Here is an 18,038-nt window from a genome sequence, read left to right as displayed (position 1 = left end):
CGCGAGGGTCGGTCACTTCTTCGTCATCCGCCCAAGCCGGTTGGTCGTGCGTCAGCGACTATGGCCGTAACGTTGTCGGGGGCGCCGTCGACAAGGATCACCTGGAGTAGACGGTCGACCGTTTCCTTTAGTTCGTTGGTGGACGCCAAGGTTCGCTGGATGTCGTCTAGGTCGACGACGTTGCTGAGGCCGTCTGAGCAGAGGGGGAGTCGGTCGCCGACCTTGAGTTCGCGGACGGTCAGGTCGGGCGATCGGCCGTTTGCCCGTCCGTCAAGGAAACGACCGAGCTTGGCGGGTGGTCCGGGACGGCTGCGGCGTCGAAGACCAGGCGTTCATAAACGTGGTCCTCGCTGAAGGCCGTGAACTGGTTGTCGCGCAGATGGTAGATGCGGGAGTCGCCGATGTTGGCGGACACGACACGCTTTCCCGACCACAGAAGGGCTGCCAGGGTCGTTCCCATGTCGGGCACACATGGGTCCTCTGCGTCTCGGGTGCGTAGAGCATCGCTGGCCTCGTTGATCGCTTGGCCGAGTGTCACAGCTAGATCCTCAGGGGAAACCTCGCGGTCGTATGGCTTGAGGGCTTTGATCACGATGGTACTGGCTACATTGCTGGCGGCGTGGCCGCCGAGGCCGTCAGCGACCGCCAGGTCGGCGGCCGACGTAGCCGCTGTCTTCGTTGCGCTTGCGTGCCGTCCCGGCCGGCGTTCGCCACCAGCTCGGGCACCGAGAGCCGCGTGATCCTGGACCGGACCGGCGCCGAGAAGCTGCTCGGCCTGGGCGACGCGCTGTTCCTGCCGAAGGCGCCTCCCCCCCCAGTCCGGCTGCAGAACGCCTACATCTCCGATAAGGAGATCAATCGGGTCGTAGCCATTTGCAAGCGCCAGGGCAAGGACCCTCGCCGACCCGCTCCCGGCCGAGCCGGCCACGGCCGATGAGACCGCGTACGGGACGCCTACACTGCCGGCCCCGAGCCGTCTGAGGCGCCCGAGGTGCCGACCGCCGAGCCGACCGAGGCCGCGGCAGAGTGCCCGGACGAGCCGACAGCCCCGCCGGCGGCGGCCCCCTCGGCTGGCGCGAGTTAGCCGTGGCCACCGGGATCAGCGCCCACCGTACCGGGCACATGGCCGCCCTGGTGAAGTCCGCCACGCGCGCCCGGCCGCCGCCGTCGGCTGGAAATTCGCCACCGAGGGCGCCGCAGCCGGCGACGACGCCGAGCTGCTGGACCAGGCGATCGAACTGGCGGCGAGTATGCAGTTTGGGTCCACCTCGATGCTGCAACGCAAGCTGCGCATCGGCTTCGCCTAGCCCACCGGGCTGGTGGACCGGATGCAGCGCCTGCAGGTCGTGAGCCCCGCTGAGGGCGCCAAGGCCCGCGACGTGCTTATCGGCCCGGACGGCCTAGCGGACGTGCTCGCCGAGTTCTGCCTCTGAACCGCATGCTCGACCTGCTGGAGCGCGAGTCCGCGCTGGACGGCCTAGTGGAACGCGGCGACGCGCTCACCACGGTGATCGAGAAGGTGGGCGAGTACGCGCCCATCGTCGCCGAGATGATGAAAATGCTCGCCACCACCTCCGACCATGTCACCGAGGAGCGGCTGGACGAGTTCGCCGAGCAGTCCCTGGACCTGCGCCGCACCAATATGGCGATCCTCACCGCGCTGCTGCACGACGGCTTCCTCAGCCTCGGCGCCCTGCTCGCCACCATCAACATGGACGAATGGCTCGGCGAAGACGGCGCCGTCAGCGCCGCCATGCAGGCCGTGTAGGGCCTGGCCGAGGCCCTGGCCACCATCAACCCCGCAGCCGCCCGTCCCTGGCGACCGGAGCCAGGACGGAGGAATTGCGAGCGCTCACCTGGGATCACGTCTTCGCCTTTGACGACGATGCCGCGCGGTCCCGTCCAGGAAGCCGGTTGGGAACACGAGGCCTATGCGATCTACGTCTGGCAATCCGTCCGTAGAAAGGGCGAGACCAGGACCAAGAAGTCCCGCCGAACCCTGAAGCTCCCGCAGATATGCGTCAAGGCCCTCCAGCGGCTCCAGGAGCACCAGGCCGCGATGGAGGTAGACGCCGGCGACGCGCCGCCCGAGTCCGGCCTGGTCTTCTGCACCCGCTCCGGCCGCCCGCTCTCGGCGGCCACGTGCGGCGCGACTTCCGCAGGGTGCTCGACAGGGCTGGCCTGGTCGGTACCGAGTGGGCATCGCGGCAGATGCGGCACAGCTTCGTGTCGGTGCTCTCTTACCACGGCATCCCCATCGAGGACATCTCGCGCCTGGTCGGCCACCGCAGCACGGCCGTCACCGGCGACCGTCTACCGGCTGCAGATTCGGCCCATCATGGAGAAGGACGCGACCGCCATGGACGGCATTTTTCGGCGACGCCGGCGTCCCAACGGGTCAGGATCCCTAGTCACTCAGTTAGTCACTCACAACATCGAAGGCCATGATCCGCGACTACGGATCATGGCCCTGACGTGGGTGGGCGCGGACGGTTTCGAACCGCCGACTCCTCGCTTGTAAGGCGAGTGCTCTACCCCTGAGCTACGCGCCCGTGTTGCCGGGAAAGCGTACCCGGTTGGTGGGGGCGTTCGCGAAACGGTATTCGGGGCGGGGGTCAGGAGGTGGGGGTCAGGCGGGTTACAGCTGCGGCCAGGCGGTCGGTGGTCGTTGGGACGGGCGAGGCTGGTAGGCCGCCTGTGAGGGTTAGGGCTAGGCGCGTTAGGGGTGGGGATGAGAGGGCTGTGCGGGTTGCCAGGCGCATGATCTGCGGGTTCGCCATGGCTCGGGTGGCGGTGCGGGCGAGGGTGAAGGGGGCGCCGTTGGCCCTGCGGATGGCGGCGGGGTACGAGCGGAGGGTCCGCTCCGGGAAGGGGCCGTGGTAGGCGGTGGTGATCACTTCGGCGGCCAGGCGGCCTGCTTCCAGGGAGTAGGCGATGCCTTCGCCGCTGAAGGGGTTGACCATGCCGCCCGAGTCGCCGACGAGCAACATGCCGGGGAGGTAGTGGGGGCGGCGGCTGTAGCCCATGGGGAGGGCTGCGCCGCGTAGGGGGCCTACCGCGTTGTCTTCCGTGAAGCCCCAGGCGGTGGGGAGGGTTTTCAGCCAGTCGGTGAACAGGTGGTGGTAGTCGGGGTGGTCGCTGCGTAGGAGGGCCACGCCTACGTTGCAGGTGCCGTCGCCCATGCCGAACACCCAGCCGTAGGCGGCGGGGGCCAGGTCCAGCCAGATTTCGAGGTAGGTGTCCTTGTGGCGGGGGCTGCGGTAGTAGCGGCGGCCCGCGATGCCTATCGGACGGTCGCGGCGAGGGTGCAGGCCCAGGGCGATGGAGAGGCGGGACGAGGCTCCGTCGGCCGCTATGACCAGGCGGGAGCGGTGGGTGCCCGTGCTCGTCTCAACGCCCGTTACGCGGCCACGGTCTAGCAAAGGCGCGGTGACCTTGGTGTTCTCCAGGAGGGTTGCGCCGGCGGCTACTGCCTGGCGGGCCAGGAGTTCGTCCAGGTCTGTGCGGGTACGGGTCAGGCCGAACCCTGAGGGCCAGGGAAGCTCCAGGGTGCGGCCCGCGCCGATCAGGCGGACGCCGTCTGTGCGGAACCAGTCGGAAAGGTCGATGTCCAGGGCGCGGAGTTCGTCGACCGCGCGGGGTGTCAGGCCGTCGCCGCAGATCTTCTCGCGCGGGAAGGACGTCTTCTCCAGGACGAGGACGTCCAGGCCGGCGCGGGCCAGGTGGCAGGCGGCGGACGTTCCGGCGGGGCCGGCTCCGACCACGATGACGTCGTGCATCACAGGTTCCGGTTGAACCAGTCGGCTGCTTGCATGGTCACCTCTTCCAGGGCGCCCGGCTCCTCGAACAGGTGGGTCGCACCGGAGACGATGTGGATCTCGGAGCGGTCGAGGTGCTCGGCCGCTTTCTCGTTCAGTGCCAGGACTTCCAGGTCGTTGCCGCCGACGATCAGGAGGACGGGGGCCTGTACCCGGGGCAGGGACGGGCCTGCGAGGTCGGGGCGGCCGCCGCGGGAGACGACCGCGCCGATGCGCGGGCGGGCAGCCGCGGCGGCGAGGGCGGCGGCTGCGCCGGTGCTGGCGCCGAACAGGCCGATGGGGAGGCCGGCGGTGTGCGGGGCCGACTCCAGGCCCTCGGTGAGGCGGTCGATCGCGCCGATCAGGCGGAGCGTGAGGAGTTCGATGTCGAAGCGCAGGGCGGCGGTGACGCGGTCGACCTCGTCCTCGTGCTGGGTGAGCAGGTCGATGAGGAGCGTGCCGATCCCGGCGGCGTTCAGGCCCTCGGCGACGGCGCGGTTGCGGGGGCTGAGGCGGGAGCTGCCGCTGCCGTGCGCGAACAGGACGACGCCGGTGGCGCCGTCCGGTATCGCCAGGTCGCCGGCGAGTTCGGCGTCCGGCAGCTTCAGCGTGATCATGTGTTGGGCGGCTCGGCGCTGATGTCGGCGAGGGCCGAGCGCTCGTCGCGCTGGACGGCCAGGTCGCCGATGGACACCATGCCGATCGGGCGGTCGCCGTCCACGACCGGGATCCGGCGGACGGCGTTCTCGCGCATCAGCCGCACCGCCTCGTCGGCGTCCTCGCCGGGCGCGACCGTGATCATGTTGGTGCTGCAGATGTCGGCGACGGTGGTGCCGGACATGTCGCGGTGCGCGGCGACGGCGCGGATCACGATGTCGCGGTCGGTGACCAGGCCGCGCAGCCGCCCCTCGTGGACGACGAGGACGTCGCCGATGCCGTGCTGCCGCATGAGGTCCCCGACCTCGACCAGGGACGTGTCCGGGGGCACCGCCACGGGCACCGGCGTCATCACCTCGTTCACCTTCTGGGCCATGAGCGAACCTCCCCTCTCGGGCGCTCGCCTACCCAGCGGCGGACGGGATATGTCAGCCGGCGGGGTCGGGCCCGTCCTGCTCGGCGAGGAACCGCTCGAACTGGGCGCCGAGCTCGTCCGCGGTGGGCATGTCCTGCGATTCGGCGAGCAGGCTGTCGCGCTCGGCGGCGCCGGCGAACGCGTCGTACTGCTGCTCCAGGGCCCGGACGACCTTCTCGACCTCGTCGTTGCCGTCCACCTGGTCGGCGATGTCGGCGTCGGTGGCGGCGGCCGCGTCGCGGAGCCGGTCGACGGGCAGCACCAGCCCGGTCGCGGAGACGATCGCCTCCAGCGCGGCGACGGCGGCGGCCGGGTAGGCGGACTGGGCGAGGTAGTGCGGGACGTGCACGGCGAACCCGACGGCGTCGTGCCCGGCCTCGCCGAGCCGCAGCTCCAGCAGCCCGGCGGCGCTGCCCGGCACCTGCACCTTGTCGAACCAGGAGTTCCGGTTGATCAGCTCGGGCCGGGTGGCGTGCGCGGTGGTGCCGACGGGACGGGTGTGCGGGACGCCCATCGGGATGCCGTGGAACCCGACGACGACGCCGACCCCGAGCTTCTTGACCAGGTGGACGACGGAGGAGGTGAAGCCCTCCCACAGCCGGTCGGGCTCCGGCCCGGACAGCATCAGGAACGGGCTGCCGCCCTCGTCGCGCAGCAGCCGGACGACCAGTTCGGGCGCCTCGTAGGAGGCCCAGTGGTCGCGGTCGAACGTCATCGGCGGCCGGCGGGCCCGGTAGTCGATCAGCGAGTCGACGTCGAAGCGGGCGATGACGCGGTGCTCAAGGGACTCCAGGAGGTGCTCGCGCACGAGCTGCCCGGTGGATCCGGCGTCCACGAAGCCGTCGAGGCTGTGCAGCAGCACCGGACCCGTCATCTCCGGCAGGTCGGCGTCAAGCTCGTACAGATCCTCAGGGTTAAGCAACTTCTCCCCCACTCCACATGTCCTACGCCCAACATTAGGACATGCGGAGGCACATCCCCGTTTCCGGTGTGACACCGGTCACGCGAATACACGGCTGGCCAGGAAGTCTTCCGGGTGGAGGGTGGTGAGGTCGTCGCGGCCCACGTCGCCGCCGGCGGCGAGGAGCCGGTTGGCGTGCCGGAGGCGGGCGCGTTCGATGGCGTTCCGGACGGATCTGGCGTTCGCGAAGCGGGGCTGGGCGCGGCGCAGGGACAGGTAGTCGCGGAACACCGGTTCGGCGGCGGGGGCGAGGCCGTAGCCCTCGCGTTCCATCATCAGGTGGCCGATGGCCTCCAGTTCGTCCGGCTCGTAGTCGGGGAAGTCGATGTGGTGCGCGATGCGGGAGCTCATGCCCGGATTGGACGCGAAGAAGGAGTCCATGCGGTCCTTGTATCCGGCGAGGACGACGACGAGGTCGTCCCGCTGGTTCTCCATTACCTGGAGCAGGATCTCGATGGCCTCCTGCCCGTAGTCGCGCTCGTTCTCCGCCCGGTACAGGTAATACGCCTCGTCGATGAACAGCACGCCGCCCATCGCCCGTTTCAGGACCTCTTTCGTCTTGGGCGCGGTGTGGCCCACGTACTGGCCGACGAGGTCGTCGCGGGTGACGGAGACCAGGTGGCCCTTGCGGATGTAGCCGAGGCGGTGCAGCAGCTCGGCGAGCCGGACGGCGACGGACGTCTTGCCCGTCCCGGGGCTGCCGGTGAAGCACATGTGCAGGTTGGGGCGCCCGGAGTCGATGCCGAACCGGGAGCGGACGCGGTCCACGAGGAGGAGGGCGGCGATCTCCCGGATGCGGGTCTTGACCGGGGCCAGGCCGACGAGTTCGGCGTCGAGGGCGTCCAGGACGGCGTCGACCTGGGAGTCGGCGCGCTCCTTCGCGAGGTCGACGCGCGCGTCGGGAGGGAGCGGCTCCCCGGTGGCGGGAGCTTGGGACGTGTCCACCGGGGAGCCGTTCTGGCGCATCCCGAAACCGGGGCGTTCGGTCAACGTGCCGCCCCGTAGCGGTCGCCCTCGGGCCTGTCGAGGGCGTACGGGTGGAGCGTGTACCGGACGCGCCGGTCGGACGTCTCCGTCCGGTCCAGCCGGAAGCCGGGCTCCTCGGCGGGACGCTGCACGATGAACGACAGCGCCGTGGTCTGCCGCCCGTAGCGGGCGTCGTAGGCGTTCAGCCGGATGTAGTGGTCCGGGTACGCCTTGCGGCACTCGTTGACCTCGTACAGGACGCCGGCCGGGTCGGCGAGGTCGAACATCGGCAGCCCCCACATCTCCCAGTAGGAGTTGCGCGGATGCGGGTCGTCGGTGAACTCGACCGAGCACGGCCAGCCCTGGTCGAGGGCGTAGGCGACCTGGGCCGCGATGTCCGCGTCCGTGAGGTCGGGCAGGTAGGAGAAGGTTCCTTGAGTGATTCGCATCAGACGCTCACCGGGGTCTCGACGACGTCAGGGGTGTCGGTGGATTCGTATGTGAAGGTGATGTCGCCCCACGTGGACAGGGCGATGTCGAGTTCGCGGCTCTGCTTGGCGGCGGCGCGCAGGATGTCGGGGCCCTCGGCGAGGTAGTCGCGGCCCTCGTTCCGGGCCTTGATCATCGCCTCGAGCGCGACGCGGTTGGCGGTGGCGCCGGCGGCGATCCCCATCGGGTGGCCGATCGTCCCGCCGCCGAACTGGAGGATCGAGTCCTCGCCCAGGTAGTGCAGGAGCTGGTGCATCTGCCCCGCGTGGATGCCGCCGGACGCGACGGGCATGCAGCCCGGCATCGACGCCCACTCCTGGTCGAAGTAGAGGCCCTTCACGGGGTCGGCCTCCACCTTGTCCAGGCGCAGGGTGTCGTAGTAGCCGCGGACGCTGTTCGGGTCGCCCTCCAGCTTGCCGACGACCGTCCCCGCGTGGATGTGGTCGACGCCGGCGAGCCGCATCCACTTGGCGATGACGCGGAAGTTCACGCCGTGCGTCTTCTGCCGCGTGTAGGTGGAGTGCCCGGCGCGGTGCAGGTGCAGGATGACGCCGTTCCTGCGCGCCCACTTCGCCATCGACTGGATCGCCGTGTAGCCGATGGTGAGGTCGATCATCACGATGACGCTGCCCAGGTCCCTGGCGAACTCGGCGCGCTCGTACATGTCCTCCATCGTCGCGGCGGTGACGTTGAGGTAGTGGCCCTTCACCTCGCCCGTGGCGGCCTGCGCCCGATTGACGCCCTCCATGCAGTAGAGGAAGCGGTCGCGCCACCGCATGAACGGCTGCGAGTTGATGTTCTCGTCGTCCTTGGTGAAGTCGAGGCCGCCGCGGAGGGCCTCGTAGACGACGCGTCCGTAGTTGCGCGCCGACAGGCCGAGCTTGGGCTTGACGGTGGCGCCCAGGAGCGGACGCCCGAACTTGCCCAGGTACTCGCGCTCCATGACGATGCCGTGCGCCGGCCCCTGGAACGTCTTCACGTAGTGGGTGGGGATCCGCATGTCCTCCAGGCGGAGCGCCTTCAGCGCCTTGAACCCGAAGACGTTCCCGATGATGGACGACGTCAGGTTCGCGATCGACCCCTCCTCGAACAGGTCGAGGTCGTAGGCGATGTAGGCGATGAACTGGTTCTCCTGCCCGGGAACCGGCTCCACCTTGTAGCACTTGCCCTGGTAGTTCTCGTAGGACGTGAGCCGGTCCGTCCAGACGACCGTCCACGTCGCGGTGGACGACTCGCCGGCGACGGCCGCGCCCGCCTCCTCCGGCGGCACGCCCGGCTGCGGCGTGATCCGGAAGGCGGCGAGGATGTCGCTGTCCTTCGGCTCGTAGTCCGGGCGCCAGTAGCCCATCTCCGCGTAGGGGATCACGCCCGCCGACCATCTGCCCGAGCTCATACGCCGCTCTCCTCCGCTTGCTGCCGGTCGGCCGGGACGCGGTGCTCCGCCCCGGTGGAGGACGGCATGTCCCAGGGGATTGGGGCGGAGCGCCGCGTCCCGGCCCATGTGGAACCGTGACGCCTCGAAGCCTGACCGCCCGATACTTGCGATGTCCATCAAGTGTTCTACGGTGACCATCAAGCATTCACTTGAACGAGGAGGTCGGCGCATGAGGCAGGACGCCGACCCGGGAGGCAGGAGGTCGGCACGTGACGAAGGAGGTCGGCGCGTGAGGCGGGAGGTGGGCGGGTGACGGAGGCGCGGCTGCGGACGTTCGTGGCGCTCGCCGACGCCGGGTCGGTGCGGGCGGCGGCGCGGCGGCTGTACGTGACCGAGTCGGCGGTGTCGGCGGCGGTGGCCGCGCTGACCCGCGACCTCGGCGTGCCGCTCGTCCAGAAGGTGGGCCGGGGCATCCGGCTGACGCCCGCCGGGGCCGTCTACGCGGGGTACGCGCGGCAGGTCCTCGGGCTGCTGGAGGAGGGGCGGGCGGCGGCGCGCGGCGCGGCCGACCCGGGGCGGGGGCCGCTGCGCCTGGCGGCGGTGACGACGGCCGCCGACCAGATCCTGCCCGAGCTGCTCGCCACGTTCCGGGCGCGCTGGCCGGACGTGGAGCTGGCGCTGGAGGTGGGGCCGCGCCGCCAGGTGTGGAGCAGCCTCGCCGCGCACGAGGCCGACCTGGTGCTGGCCGGGCGCCCGCCCGCCGAGGTCGCGGCGACCGTGCTGGCCAGGCGGCCGAACGAGCTGGTCGTGGTGGGCGCGCCCGGCCTCGCCGCCGGTTTCGCCCTCGCCCGCACGCCGTGGGTGATGCGCGAGCCGGGCTCGGGGACGCGGGCGACCGCCGACGCCTACCTGGCCGAACGCGAGGCGGCGCCGCCCCGGCTCGTGCTCGGTTCGAACGGCGCGGTCATCGCGGGCGCGGCGGCCGGGCTCGGGGTGGCGCTGGTGTCGCGGGACGCCGTCGGCGCCGAGCTGGACGCCGGGCGCCTGGTGGTGGTCGACGCGCCGGGGATGCCGCTCGACCGCCCCTGGCACGCGGTCGCGGGGGCGGCGCCCACCGCGACGACGCTGCTGTTCGTCCGGCACCTGCTGGACGCGCCGGGATGGGAGCCCGCTAGGGCAGGCTCCACAGCGACACCGACAGCAGGCCCAGGCTGACCGCGATCAGCACCATGGCGACGGAGCGCCCGCCCTCGTCGCCGCGCCCGCCCTCGTCGGCCCGTCCGCCCTCGTCGGCCCGTCCGCCCTCGTCGGCGCGCGCGCCCCGCCTGCCGCGTGTCAGCAGCACCGCGAAGAGCGCGAGGAAGCCGGCGGCGACGACGTCCATCGCCACGGCCAGCACGGTCACCACGCCACCATTCCCGTCACCGGAGCAACCCTAGAGGAGTGCGGTCCCTCACATCGGCGATCCGCCGCGCATACCGGGCCGCGAACGCGACAGAATCAGGTTCGGAACCGTGAGAGGGGCATCATGACCGCCGACCGGCCATACGACATCGTCCTGTTCGGCGCCACCGGCTTCACGGGCGCCCTGACCGCCGAGTACCTGGCGGAGCACGCCGACCCGGGGACGCGCTGGGCGCTCGCCGGACGCAACGAGGCCAAGCTCGCGGCCGTCCGCGACCGGCTGGTGAAGATCGACCCCGCGTGCGCCGAGCTGCCGCTGCTGCACGCCGACACCACCGACGCCGCCTCGATCGACGCCATCGCCGAGTCGGCGCGCGTCGTCATCACCACGGTCGGCCCCTACGTCAAGTACGGCGAGCCCTTGGTCGCGGCGTGCGCGCGCGCCGGTACCGACTACGTCGACATCACCGGCGAGCCCACGTTCGTCGACCGCATGTACGTGAAGCACCACCGGGAGGCCGTGCGCAGCGGGGCACGGATCGTCCACGCCTGCGGGTTCGACTCGATCCCCCACGACCTCGGCGCCTACTTCACGGTCAAGCAGCTGCCCGAGGGCGTCCCGCTGCACGTCGAGGGGTTCGTGCGGGTGCGCGGGGCCGCGTCCGGCGGCACCCTGCACTCGGCGGTCGGCATCGTCGGGGACGCCGCCGGCATGCTGCGCGCCGAGCGCGAGCGCCGCCGGATGGAGGACCGCCCCGCCGGACGCAAGGTCCGCATCTCGCGGTCCCCCGCGCCGAAGGCCCGCGTCGGGGACGGCTGGACGCTGCCGCTGCCCACCATCGACCCGCAGATCGTCACCCGGTCGGCGGCGGCCCTCGACCGCTACGGCCCCGACTTCTCCTACGGCCACTTCGTCGCGGTCAAGCGCCTTCCGTCCGCAGCCGCGCTGGCGGCGGGCTTCGGCGCCCTGACCGCGCTCGCCGCGCTGCCGCCGACCCGGCGGCTCCTGCTGCGGATCAGCAGCCCCGGCGACGGCCCGTCGCAGGCGCGGCGCGACCGCAACTGGTTCAGCGTGAAGTTCGCGGGCGAGGGCGGCGGGAAGCGCGTCGTCACGGAGGTCGCGGGCGGCGACCCCGGCTACACCGAGACGGCCAAGATGCTCGCCGAGTCGGCGCTGTGCCTCGCCCACGACGACCTGCCCGAGACGTCCGGGCAGGTCACGACCGCGACGGCGATGGGCGACGCGCTGATCGCGCGCCTGGTCAGGGCGGGGATGGCGTTCCGGGTGCTCGACCCGGCGTGACCCGGCGGCGCCCGGGGACCGGGACGACGGCCTCGACGATCGTCCCGGCGCCCGGCCTGCTCTTCACCGCGACCCGGCCGCCGAGCAGTTCGGCGCGCTCCCGCATGCCGCGCAGGCCGTAGCAGTCGGGGCGCGCCCCGGTGCCGCCCTGCGCGAGGACGTCGCGGACGGAGAACCCGGTCCCGTCGTCGGCGACCCGCAGCCTGACCCGGTCCGGGGAGTGCTCCAGCAGCAGGTCGACGCACGACGCGGACGCGTGCCGCAGGCTGTTGCCGACCGCCTCCTGCGCGATCCGGTACAGCGCGGTCTGCACGTGGTCGGGGAGCTCGTCCTCCAGCTCGCCCTCGATGGTGACGGTCACGTCGATCACGCCGGACGGCCCCGGCCCGTCCCCGGCCTCGCGCGCGAGGGTGGCGAGGGCCGCCGACAGGCCCAGGTCGTCCAGGACGGGCGGGCGCAGCCCCCCGATCGCCGCGCGCGTCTCGGCCGCCGACAGCTCGCACAGCCGCCGCGCCATCATGATCTGCGCGAGGGCCTCCGGATGGTGCTCGGGCAGCGCCCGCTCGGCGGCCGACAGGTGGAAGCCGAGGCTGGCGAGCCGCTGCGCGATGCCGTCGTGGATCTCCCGGCTGAGCCGGGACCGCTCCGCCTCCTGCGCCTCGACGGCCCGCTCGGCGAACCGCTCGGCCGCGTGCTCGCGCTCCCGCGCGGTGCGCAGCCGGCGGCACGACGACAGCACCGGCGCGAACAGCCCGGCGAGCGCGGTGACGAGCGCGAGGTCCTCGGGCGGCGCCGGGCCGGCGGACCGGACGTCCACGACCGCGATCACGCCGCCGTCGCCGTGCACGGGGACGGCGGCGCCGCGCCCGTCGGCGTGCGGGCGGGTCCGGCCGTGGGCGGCGACCCAGCCGGCGTCGCCCTCCCCGAGCGGGACGGGCGGGCCGGACCATTCGAGGGCCCGCTCCTCCTCGTCCAGGACGTACACGTCGCAGAACGTCAGCGCCCGCGCGGACCGGACGACCAGGCAGGCCAGCTCCTGCGCCATCCGCGGCAGCTCCCGGTCGGAGCAGGCGACGGCCGCGATCCGGACGAGCAGGTCGCTCCCCCGGTCCGCGAGCAGCTCCAGCGGGGACGTCACCGGAACAGCCCCTCGCGCAGCGCGACCGCGATCGCCGCCGACCGGTCGGTCACCTCCAGCTTGCGGTAGAGGGCGCGCAGGTGGCTCTTCACGGTCTCCTCGCTCAGCACCAGGCGCGCCGCGATCGCCTTGTTCGACAGACCGCCGACCAGCAGCGACAGCACCTCGCTCTCGCGCTGGGTGAGGCCCCGGTTGGCGCCGGGCCAGAACTCGCCGCGGGTCAGCCGGGCCGCGGTGACCGCCATCCGCCCGGCGAGCGTCGGGTCGACGACCGTCTCGCCCCGCGCGACCTCCTCCAGCCGCCGGACGAGCTCGGGGCCGTCCACCCGCTTGAGGAGGTAGCCGCCGGCCCCGGCCCGCAGCGCCTCGAAGACGTACTGCTCGTCGTCGTAGACCGACAGGAACACCACCCGCGCCTCCGGGACGCGACCGGTGATCAGCCGGCACAGGTCGAGGCCGCTCTCGGGGCCGAGCCGCACGTCCAGCAGGACGACGTCCGGGCGCAGCGCCGTCACCAGCCGGGCCGCCTCGTCCCCCGTCCCCGCCTGCCCGACGACGCGCACCCGCCCGGCGAAACCGGCCAGCATCGCCTGCAGCCCGGCGAGGATCATCTCGTGGTCGTCGACCAGGACGACGCGTACGGGGACACTCATTCCGGCACGATAACAACCGGAAGCTACTCCCCAGTAGCCCCGGTGCGGAGGGACCCTCCGGCGTTTCACTCCCGCTCTCCCCCGATTGGGGGACGATCCCGCCCGCGCCTCCCCGTATTCTCCTGCACGAAAACAGAATTCCGCAGGACGGAGGAGCAAGGTGCCCCATCGGATCGTGCATATGCTCCGCGCGCGCGGCGCGGGCCGCCGCCCCGTCATGCTCGCGATCGCGGGCGACAGCGCCGCGGGCAAGACCACGCTGACACGGGGGCTTGCGCAGTGCCTTGGGGCCGACCGGATGACCGCGGTCTGCGTGGACGACTACCACCGCTACGACCGCGCCGAACGGGCCGGCAAGCCGTTCACGGCGCTGCACCCCGACGGCAACTACGTCGACATCATGGAGCAGCACCTGCAGCTGCTGTCGATGGGCGAGCCGATCCTCAAGCCCGTCTACGACCACTCGACCGGCGAGCTGGTGCGGCCGGAACTGGTCGAGCCCCGCGACTTCGTGATCGTCGAGGGCCTGCTGCCGCTGCACACCCGGATGGCGCGGGCCTGCTTCGACATCACCGTCTACCTCGACCCGCCCGAGCCGCTGCGGCACTCGTGGAAGGTCCGCCGCGACTGCGAGAAGCGCGGCTACACCCCCGAGCAGGTCATGGCGGAGCTGGCCCGCCGCGAGCCGGAGAGCGCCGCCTACATCCGGCCGCAGCGCAAGCACGCCGACATCGTCGTCCGGTTCGCCCCGGTCGCCGGGCGGCTCGACCCGCCCGGGACGCCGCTGTCGGCCGAGCTGCTGCTGCGCCCGACGATCGACCACCCCGAGCTGGCGGACGTCCTGGACGGCGGCGCCGGCGACCTCTCGGCGAACCAGACCGAGACCGCCCTGCACCTGCGGCTGCACCGCGACACCGACGGCCGGCCCGTCGACGCCCTGCACGTCCACGGGTACGTCTCGCCCGAGGAGTCGCAGGTCGTCAAGAAGGCCATCTGGGAGCGGCTCGGCCCGCGCGCCGGCGCGTCCCTCCCCGACCCCGACGCGCTGGGCAGGCTGGGCGAAGCCGGCACCAGCGACCCGTTGGCGATCACCCAGCTACTCCTCCTCTACCACATGCTGGAGGCAGACCACCGCCAAGCCGCCTGAACACGTTCACCTGCGGCGTGTCGTTGTTATGGGCGGCCTCATAACAACAACACGCCGCAGGTCAACGAGAGGCTCCGCGTGCGCGCGGGGAGGCCCCGGGGTTTCGGACCTGTGCCCCGGGCCGCGCGCAGGCGGCCGCCGGGAGGGCGTCCAGCGGGCGCGCCGGCGCCCTCCCGGCAACTGCTCAGAGCTCGTCCCACGGGATCGTCGGACGGTCTGGGGCCACCACCGCCAGCGACTGGCCGCCCCGGACCTTCTCGTCCGGGGCGGACGTGAGCCGGAAGTTGGCGTTCGGGCGGTGCGAGTCGCCGACCGCGAGCAGCGTGCTGCCCCGCCGGAGCAGGTGGACGGCCACGTCGATGCGGGACCACTCGCCGGCGCCCTCGGGGACGTCCACCCGGTAGAGGGTGCCGTCGGTGTCGAGCGTGCTCGCGAGGTTGTGGTAGATCGCGGCGACGCCCGGATTGCGGATCGCGACCGCCACCACCGCCGGGTCGTCGATGTCGACCGGCTCGATGTCGGCGCTGACCAGGGTCAGCGCCTCGGTGATCTCGGCGCGGCGGCCGCCGTCGCGCAGCCCCGCCAGCAGGTGGACGGACGGCTCCCCGCCGCGCCGCAGGTAGGCGGACACGCCGAGCATCACGCGGACCGTCTCGTCGTCGGAGCGCCCCACGACGAGGACCGTCCGGGCACGCTCCAGGCACGCCCGCTCGTAGGCGGTGTCGTCGTTGGCGACCACGTCGTAGAGGTCGGGGTCGGGGTTCTCGCCGGACAGCTCCCCCGGCCAGAACAGCGCGACGACGGGCGTCTTCCGGAAGTCGGGGTCGGCGCGCAGCTGCCCGATGATGGCCCGCAGCGCCTCGCGCTCGTAGCCGACGACCACGACGTGGTCCCGCTTGTGCAACTGCGCCTGGCCGTTGGCCTTCATCGTCCTGCCCTTCCCCATCCACAGCGTCAGCTCGGCGAACATCACCAGGCCCGCGGTGAGCCCCGCCACGATGATGATCACGCCGCCGATCCGGCCGCCGAGCGTGGTCGGGGACAGGTCCCCGTAGCCGGTGGTGGTGCCGCTGACGACGAAGTACCAGACGTAGTCGACCGGGTTCTTGAGCTCGGCGCCGGGCTCCTCGAACACGGCGATCAGCAGCCAGCCCACCAGGAAGGCCCCGGCGAGCACGAGCGCGGGCATCCGCCAGGACCGCCCGGTGATCCGGTTCACCAGGCGCAACAGCACGATCGGCATTCGCGCAGCGTGGCAGCGGACAAATCGCCACGTCAAGCCGGGAAATCCCGGACACGCGATCACGCCGGGTGACGACCCCTGGCCGGACACGGCCAGGGCCACCGCCGCTCAGCGGGCGGGGCCGCGCCTCAGCACGCGCGACAGGGCCGCCGCGACCTCCTCCGACAGGCCGCCGTCGGACGGACGGTCCGCCCCCGCCGGACGTTCGGCGCCGGAGTGCACCAGGTCGCCGGGACCCGGCTCCTCCCGGACGGCGGCGCGGGTGTGCCCGCAGTCGCGGCACTCGACCTCGCCGAGCCGGCACACCAGGGCGGCCGATCCGCAGGCCGAGCAGCGGTCCAGGTCGTCCGCCCAGTCGCGGGCGGCCTGGCAGCCGGGGCAGATCAGCACCTGGTGGTCCGCCCGGACCCCGCGCCTCCACGGGCTCGCGCCACGCGCGGGATCGGTCTGCCGCGCCCCGCAGCGGAAGCAGGGCATCACACCTCCAGGGGTGCGGGGGCCGGTTCCGGCCATCCCTCGCGGGCGCGCCGGAACCGGTCCGTTTCGCTCAGAGCCCGGCGAGCGCCTCGCGGTACTCGTCGATGTCGCGTGCGTCCGGGATCGCGTTCACGACCTTCCACCGGACCACGCCCTCGGTGTCGATGACGAACGTGCCGCGCAGCGCGAGCCCCTTCGCCTCGTCGAAGACGCCGTAGCGCCGCGCCGTCCCGCCGTGCGGCCAGAAGTCGGCCAGCAGCGGGAACCAGAACTTCTCCTGATCGGACCAGGCCCGCAGCGCGAACATCGAGTCGACCGAGACCGCGAGCACCTGCACGTCGCCCGCGTCACCGGCCACGTCCCGGAACTCGTCCCGCAGCCGGGACAGCTCCCCCGTGCACACGCCGCTGAACGCCAGCGGGTAGAACACGAGGACGACCTTCCGCTCACCGCGGAAGTCCGACAGGCGCACCGGAGTGCCGTGCTGGTCCTTCAGCTCGAAGTCCGGCGCCTCGTCGCCCACCTCGACGGCGTCCGCGTCGACACCGCCCGCGTTACCGGCCAAGTCTCTACCGCCCCCGGCTACTTGCGGACCTTGGGCGCGACCAGCCGCGTGCCTGACCACTCCTTGGCGGCGCTGACGCTGCTGGTCTGCGAGAGCCCGGCCGTCTGCGCGGCCTCGCCGATGTCGCTGGGCTCCACGTGCCCGTCCCGGCCCGCCTTCGGCGTCAGCAGCCAGATGTTGCCGCCGCCGGTGAGCGGGATCATCGCGTCGGTGAGGCCCTCGAACAGGTCGCCGTCCTCCTCGCGCCACCACAGCAGCACGATGTCGACCACGTCCTCGTAGTCCTCGTCGACCAGCTCGTTCCCCGTGAGTTCCTCGACGGAGTGCCGAAGCTCCTCGTCGACGTCGTCGTCGTAGCCGATCTCCTGCACCACCTGGCCGGCCTTGAGGCCGAGCCGTTCGGCCAGGCTGCGCTCAGACTGCGCCTGACCCGCGGTCGCGCTCACGAAAGTCCTCCCATTGTCGTCAGTCCGCACGGTGCCGTGCTCTGTTCCCAGCCCCCCGGGACGGGTGGCCCGCCCGCACCTGTGCGGTGTTTGCGGGACAGTCCACACAAGTGAGGGGCCCTAGCGCAAGTGTCTTCCGGCCTTTTTGCCGCCCTCATTGGACCACTTGCGCAGATCGGCGTGACCGGAGCTCCACGCAGCGTCACCCTCGCCACCCGGTGACCGCCCTCATCCCCGGAGGAAGGACAGCCGCACCTGCCGGTCGGGGTTGTCCACGTTGAGGTCGACGAGGGCGACCGACTGCCACGTCCCGAGGGCGAGCCGCCCGTCCACGACGGGCAGGGTGGCGTACGGCGGGACGAGGGCGGGCATCACGTGCGACCGCCCGTGCCCCCGGGACCCGTGCGCGTGCCGCCAGCGGTCGTCCGCCGGCAGCAGGTCGCGCAGCGCGGCGAGCAGGTCGTCGTCGCTGCCGGACCCGAGTTCGAGGATCGCCACGCCGGCGGTGGCGTGCGGGATGAAGACGTGCAGCAGCCCGTCGCCGCCCGCCGACGCGGCGAACCGCTCGCATTCGGCCGTGATGTCGTGCACGGCCTCGCTCGTACCGGTGGCCACCCGGACCACGGTGCTCTCCATGGCACCGTGTCTACCCGATCCGTGGCCCTGGACGCGCCCGCGCCCGCACCGATCTCACCGGGCGGTTCCCACCGGCGGTTCCCACCGGGAGGGCGGCGGCGTCAGTGCGTGATCCGCTCCCGGGTCTCGACCACCGCGTCCGGCCCCGGGAAGACGAGGCTCTCGCGGCCGTCGGGGAACCTGACCACGTACGGCGGGCCGCCGTCCTCGCCCCGCACCTCGACGATCTCGCCGAGCTGGTCGGGGTTCCCCACGTTCCTGCCGTGGACGTGCAGCCGGTCTCCGATGCGTGCCTTCATGGCGTTCTCCCAAGCTCGTTCGTCCGCCCCCGGGACGGACCGTGCCGGGCATGTTGCGGTCCTTCTC

Annotated in this window: 23 protein-coding genes and 1 tRNA gene; 6 read left to right on the top strand and 18 right to left on the bottom strand. The window is 72.1% G+C overall.

All coding sequences use genetic code 11. The annotated features are described in order from the left end of the window. Positions 1–238: 238 nt before the first annotated feature. On the bottom strand, positions 239–649 hold the full coding sequence (locus ABFX46_RS31160) for a PP2C family protein-serine/threonine phosphatase (protein ID WP_346047520.1): 411 nt from the start codon (positions 647–649) through the stop codon (positions 239–241). Here ABFX46_RS31160 and ABFX46_RS31155 point away from each other — a divergent pair. The 3 genes from ABFX46_RS31155 to ABFX46_RS31145 all read left to right on the top strand — a co-directional run bounded on the left by ABFX46_RS31155 (position 620) and on the right by ABFX46_RS31145 (position 1,768). Next, a complete protein-coding gene (locus tag ABFX46_RS31155) occupies positions 620–937 on the top strand; it encodes a hypothetical protein (RefSeq protein WP_428831329.1) in 318 nt (105 codons plus the stop codon). The genes ABFX46_RS31160 and ABFX46_RS31155 overlap by 30 nt on opposite strands. A 22-nt stretch (positions 938–959) precedes the next feature. After that, positions 960–1,307 carry a DNA translocase FtsK gene (locus tag ABFX46_RS43610; RefSeq protein WP_428831328.1) on the top strand — a complete coding sequence of 116 codons (348 nt, stop codon included), beginning with the start codon at positions 960–962 and terminating at the stop codon, positions 1,305–1,307. Between the two features lie 131 nt (positions 1,308–1,438). Further along, positions 1,439–1,768: a hypothetical protein gene (locus ABFX46_RS31145; RefSeq protein WP_346047494.1), complete on the top strand. Its 330-nt coding sequence runs from the start codon at positions 1,439–1,441 to the stop codon at positions 1,766–1,768. 712 nt (positions 1,769–2,480) lie between these two features. Here the strand turns inward: ABFX46_RS31145 and ABFX46_RS31135 are convergent. The 8 genes from ABFX46_RS31135 to ABFX46_RS31100 form a co-directional block, all read right to left on the bottom strand. Next, positions 2,481–2,552, bottom strand: a tRNA-Val gene (locus tag ABFX46_RS31135). A gap of 63 nt (positions 2,553–2,615) precedes the next feature. After that, complete coding sequence (locus tag ABFX46_RS31130) at positions 2,616–3,779, bottom strand: geranylgeranyl reductase family protein (RefSeq protein ID WP_346047492.1); 1,164 nt, start codon at positions 3,777–3,779, stop codon at positions 2,616–2,618. After that, a complete protein-coding gene (locus tag ABFX46_RS31125; protein WP_346047491.1) occupies positions 3,779–4,414 on the bottom strand; it encodes a dienelactone hydrolase family protein in 636 nt (211 codons plus the stop codon). The genes ABFX46_RS31130 and ABFX46_RS31125 overlap by 1 nt, the downstream gene beginning before the upstream one ends. Then, complete coding sequence (locus ABFX46_RS31120) at positions 4,411–4,830, bottom strand: CBS domain-containing protein (RefSeq protein WP_346047490.1); 420 nt, start codon at positions 4,828–4,830, stop codon at positions 4,411–4,413. The genes ABFX46_RS31125 and ABFX46_RS31120 overlap by 4 nt, the downstream gene beginning before the upstream one ends. 52 nt (positions 4,831–4,882) lie before the next feature. Continuing rightward, complete coding sequence (locus ABFX46_RS31115; RefSeq protein ID WP_346047489.1) at positions 4,883–5,791, bottom strand: PAC2 family protein; 909 nt, start codon at positions 5,789–5,791, stop codon at positions 4,883–4,885. 78 nt (positions 5,792–5,869) lie between these two features. Then, positions 5,870–6,820: a CbbX protein gene (gene cbbX, locus ABFX46_RS31110; protein WP_346047488.1), complete on the bottom strand. Its 951-nt coding sequence runs from the start codon at positions 6,818–6,820 to the stop codon at positions 5,870–5,872. Then, positions 6,817–7,245, bottom strand: coding sequence for a ribulose bisphosphate carboxylase small subunit (locus ABFX46_RS31105; RefSeq protein WP_346047487.1), 429 nt, complete (start codon positions 7,243–7,245; stop codon positions 6,817–6,819). The genes cbbX and ABFX46_RS31105 overlap by 4 nt, the downstream gene beginning before the upstream one ends. Next, positions 7,245–8,678 carry a form I ribulose bisphosphate carboxylase large subunit gene (locus tag ABFX46_RS31100; RefSeq protein ID WP_346047486.1) on the bottom strand — a complete coding sequence of 478 codons (1,434 nt, stop codon included), beginning with the start codon at positions 8,676–8,678 and terminating at the stop codon, positions 7,245–7,247. Before ABFX46_RS31100 ends, ABFX46_RS31105 begins: the two co-directional genes overlap by 1 nt. 291 nt (positions 8,679–8,969) lie before the next feature. On the opposite strand from ABFX46_RS31100, the gene ABFX46_RS31095 reads away from it, so the two are divergent. Further along, entirely contained in the window at positions 8,970–9,875 is a 906-nt protein-coding gene (locus ABFX46_RS31095; protein ID WP_346047485.1) for a LysR substrate-binding domain-containing protein, read from the top strand. On the opposite strand, the gene ABFX46_RS31090 is transcribed toward ABFX46_RS31095, so the two are convergent. Then, on the bottom strand, positions 9,832–10,065 hold the full coding sequence (locus ABFX46_RS31090; protein WP_346047484.1) for a hypothetical protein: 234 nt from the start codon (positions 10,063–10,065) through the stop codon (positions 9,832–9,834). The two genes, ABFX46_RS31095 and ABFX46_RS31090, sit on opposite strands and share 44 nt — an antisense overlap. A 123-nt stretch (positions 10,066–10,188) precedes the next feature. On the opposite strand from ABFX46_RS31090, the gene ABFX46_RS31085 reads away from it, so the two are divergent. After that, a complete protein-coding gene (locus ABFX46_RS31085; RefSeq protein WP_346047483.1) occupies positions 10,189–11,367 on the top strand; it encodes a saccharopine dehydrogenase family protein in 1,179 nt (392 codons plus the stop codon). On the opposite strand, the gene ABFX46_RS31080 is transcribed toward ABFX46_RS31085, so the two are convergent. Further along, positions 11,327–12,505: a GAF domain-containing sensor histidine kinase gene (locus tag ABFX46_RS31080; protein WP_346047482.1), complete on the bottom strand. Its 1,179-nt coding sequence runs from the start codon at positions 12,503–12,505 to the stop codon at positions 11,327–11,329. The two genes, ABFX46_RS31085 and ABFX46_RS31080, sit on opposite strands and share 41 nt — an antisense overlap. Next, positions 12,502–13,158 (bottom strand): response regulator, encoded by a 657-nt coding sequence (locus ABFX46_RS31075; RefSeq protein ID WP_131943261.1) that lies wholly within the window; start codon positions 13,156–13,158, stop codon positions 12,502–12,504. Before ABFX46_RS31075 ends, ABFX46_RS31080 begins: the two co-directional genes overlap by 4 nt. 181 nt (positions 13,159–13,339) lie before the next feature. On the opposite strand from ABFX46_RS31075, the gene ABFX46_RS31070 reads away from it, so the two are divergent. Continuing rightward, positions 13,340–14,305 carry a phosphoribulokinase gene (locus ABFX46_RS31070; RefSeq protein WP_346047481.1) on the top strand — a complete coding sequence of 322 codons (966 nt, stop codon included), beginning with the start codon at positions 13,340–13,342 and terminating at the stop codon, positions 14,303–14,305. 184 nt (positions 14,306–14,489) lie between these two features. Here ABFX46_RS31070 and ABFX46_RS31065 read toward each other — a convergent pair whose 3' ends face one another. From ABFX46_RS31065 to ABFX46_RS31040, 6 genes are all read right to left on the bottom strand, one after another. Beyond that, positions 14,490–15,548, bottom strand: a complete 1,059-nt coding sequence (locus ABFX46_RS31065) for an ion channel (RefSeq protein ID WP_346047480.1) — start codon at positions 15,546–15,548, stop codon at positions 14,490–14,492. A gap of 108 nt (positions 15,549–15,656) precedes the next feature. Beyond that, positions 15,657–16,025, bottom strand: coding sequence for a hypothetical protein (locus ABFX46_RS31060; RefSeq protein ID WP_346047479.1), 369 nt, complete (start codon positions 16,023–16,025; stop codon positions 15,657–15,659). A gap of 70 nt (positions 16,026–16,095) precedes the next feature. Continuing rightward, positions 16,096–16,590 (bottom strand): peroxiredoxin, encoded by a 495-nt coding sequence (locus ABFX46_RS31055; RefSeq protein ID WP_346047478.1) that lies wholly within the window; start codon positions 16,588–16,590, stop codon positions 16,096–16,098. Positions 16,591–16,607: 17 nt separating this feature from the next. Further along, complete coding sequence (locus ABFX46_RS31050; protein ID WP_131943265.1) at positions 16,608–17,036, bottom strand: DUF3052 domain-containing protein; 429 nt, start codon at positions 17,034–17,036, stop codon at positions 16,608–16,610. A gap of 228 nt (positions 17,037–17,264) precedes the next feature. After that, on the bottom strand, positions 17,265–17,672 hold the full coding sequence (locus ABFX46_RS31045; protein WP_346047477.1) for a secondary thiamine-phosphate synthase enzyme YjbQ: 408 nt from the start codon (positions 17,670–17,672) through the stop codon (positions 17,265–17,267). A gap of 101 nt (positions 17,673–17,773) precedes the next feature. Continuing rightward, positions 17,774–17,971: a DUF1918 domain-containing protein gene (locus ABFX46_RS31040; RefSeq protein ID WP_346047476.1), complete on the bottom strand. Its 198-nt coding sequence runs from the start codon at positions 17,969–17,971 to the stop codon at positions 17,774–17,776. Positions 17,972–18,038: the final 67 nt, after the last annotated feature.

It is taken from the genome of Actinomadura chokoriensis, assembly GCF_039529475.1.
GTDB lineage: Bacteria > Actinomycetota > Actinomycetes > Streptosporangiales > Streptosporangiaceae > Spirillospora > Spirillospora bangladeshensis.
Note: the sequence above shows the minus strand (reverse complement) of the source record. Positions and strands in the feature narration are given on the sequence as shown.